Source organism: Streptomyces sp. SID3343 (assembly GCF_009865215.1).
In the GTDB taxonomy this organism is placed as follows: domain Bacteria; phylum Actinomycetota; class Actinomycetes; order Streptomycetales; family Streptomycetaceae; genus Embleya.
This window is the reverse complement of the sequence record NZ_WWJX01001054.1, coordinates 1-1,629: the sequence shown is the minus strand read 5'-3', so window position 1 is coordinate 1,629 and position 1,629 is coordinate 1. Positions and strand designations below refer to the sequence as shown.

General features: G+C 74.0%; 1 protein-coding gene and 1 pseudogene. Both read right to left on the bottom strand.

What is annotated here, in order from left to right; all coding sequences use genetic code 11:
* The coding region (locus tag GT354_RS32985) for a PucR family transcriptional regulator ligand-binding domain-containing protein (protein WP_202512583.1) at positions 1 to 865 on the bottom strand (865 nt) is incomplete at its 3' end.
* Between the two features lie 44 nt (positions 866 to 909).
* Positions 910 to 1,629: pseudogene (locus GT354_RS32980) on the bottom strand (ATP-binding protein); the annotation flags it as partial.

Here is a 1,629-nt window from a genome sequence, read left to right as displayed (position 1 = left end):
GCTCGCCGGTGAGCAGCAGGCGCAGCAACGCGGTGCGCATCCGCGCCCCGGCGTCGGCGCCGGCCCGGGACTGCTCCAGAGCCAAGGTGAGCAGCGAGGCCGCGGTGCCCAGCGTCTGCCGGTCGGCGGCCCGGGCGGGCCGGTCGGTGCCCACGGCCAGGAAGCCGCTGATCCGTCGCTCGGCGCCGAGCGACTGGACCGAGATGCGCTCCTCGCTCCCCCCATGGCCGCCCTGGAGCGACGCGGAGGAGGGTGCGGGCATGCCGCGCAGCCTGTCGATGTCGGCGCGCAGGGCGTCGGTGCGCGGGCGGGCGCCGGCGGGCGCGACGTGGCGCAGCATGCCGTCGGCGTCGTAGAGCGCGGCCCAGCCGTCGAGCCGGGCCGCGAGCCGGCGGATCAGCGTCGCGGCGCCCTCGCGCCCGGCGGCGGCCCTGGTCAGTTCCTGTTGCACTGCGAAGCCGGTGGTGACGGCCTCGTACTGTTCGGCGGCCAGCGCGGAGGAGACGACCTTGCTGATCGCGATGAACGGCGTCGGCCGCGGCACCTCGAAAACGGGGAGGCCGTGCTCTTGGGCCGCCTCGACGATCACCGCGGGCACCCGCTCCAGCGAGAGGCCGATCCCGATGCCCAGACCGGCGACCTCGGCCGCCGCGAGCCGCTGCACGTACGCGCGGCGCTCGGCGTTGGTGCGGCCGAGTTTCATGCCCGTGGTGAGCAGCAGTTCGCCGCCCTCCAGGTAGGGCGTGGGATCGGCGAGCTCACTCGTGTGCACCCACCGGACCTCGCGCTCCAGGTCGTCTTGGCCCGCGAGCACCCGCAGGTCGAGGGCTGCAGCGCGGACGAGGGACGCGAGGGTGGGGGGCATCTACGGATTGTCCAAACTGGAGTGGGCGGTGTCCCCAGTGTGACTCAACGGCCGAGATCGATCAGCACGGGACCGGTTCGTTTGCCCTCGCGGGTGGTCAGGCTGACGATCGCGTGGTGGGTGTCCAGATCGCCGGTGATCTCGGCGGGCGACCACCGATAGCGCTCGACGGTGCGGGTGGTGACCCGTTCCGAGCGGCCGCCGGCCTTCTCGCCGAACAGCGCGCCCAGCACCGCGTAGCGCGCCCGCTTGATCAGGCCGCCGTCGGGAGTGCCCATGGTGACCGACTTCTCCTGCCCCTCGACCTTGCCCCAGTGCTCGGCGAACAGTTCGGCGTCGTTGCGGGACGCGCCCGGCACCACGGCTTTGCACCCGGCGGCGTCGAACACGGTGGTGCGCAGCGCGGGCGTGAGGTCGTCGAGCGAGCGCAGCGACAAGACCAGGCCGGCCCGACGGTTGCGGGCCCAGTGCAGGCCCTTGGCGGTGTACTCGTCCACCAGGCGCCCCGCGTCGGCGGCGACCAGGCACGCGAACACCTTGCGCGGGCCGCGTTCGCGCCCGTGTGTGGCCATCGCCTGGACGAACTGGGCCAGCACGAGCCGGCCGATCAACCGGGCCGCCTCCGGGTGGGCGGCCTCGTTGAGCGCGATCCGCACGCGCAGCGGGCGGGCGATGTCGGCGGCCGCGAAACGCTCGCGCCCGGCGGCGAACAGCTCGCCCACGCCCGGTCGTTCCAGCACGGCGAGGCGTTGCACCAGCAGTCG